The sequence below is a fragment of the Pseudomonas sp. SMSB3 genome, from assembly GCF_052041965.1.
Lineage (GTDB): Bacteria > Pseudomonadota > Gammaproteobacteria > Pseudomonadales > Pseudomonadaceae > Aquipseudomonas.
In genome coordinates this window covers 1-540 of sequence record NZ_JBKGGV010000043.1, presented here as the reverse complement: position 1 = coordinate 540, position 540 = coordinate 1, and the positions used below count along the sequence as shown (strand labels likewise).

The 540-nt window shown below is 67.6% G+C and carries 1 protein-coding gene; it reads left to right on the top strand.

Annotation, left to right across the window (positions count from 1 at the left end; genetic code table 11):
• Positions 1-540 (top strand): contractile injection system protein, VgrG/Pvc8 family (locus ACLEJW_RS23210; RefSeq protein ID WP_440778326.1); only part of this gene is annotated, 540 nt, incomplete at both ends.

Below are 540 nucleotides of genomic sequence, written 5' to 3'. Positions count from 1 at the left end.
TGTGATGCCGGCCCTGCAGGCCGTCTCCGCCCCGGCGGCCCTTGAGCGTTACGAATACCAGGGCCAGTACAACTGGCAGAAACAGGAGCGCGGCGACTGGCTCAGCCGCGTGCAGATCGAACAGCGCGAATCCCAGGCGCGCCGCGTGCACGGCCAGGGCGGGGTGCGCCAGTTGCAGGCCGGCCGCTGGTTCGAACTGACCCAGCATCCGCTATACGAGCGCAAGGCCGCCGAGGACCGGCAGTTTCTGCTGATCGAGGTGCAGTTCTTCGCCGAAAGCAACCTGCCCATGGCCCAGCAGCGCCGCGAAGCGCCCGGCAGTTTGGCACCGCTGTTCAAGACCGTGCGCCCGTCACCGGACGATTCGCTGCTCGGCTCGGCCCTGAGCGAAGCGTCGTATGGCTTCTTCACCAGCCACTTCGAAGGCCAGCTGCACAGCGCGCCGTACCGCAGCCCGTTCGAGCACACCAAACCCACCAGCCCTGGCCCGCAGACCGCCGTGGTGGTCTCGCCCAGCGGCCATGAACTGTTCACCGACAC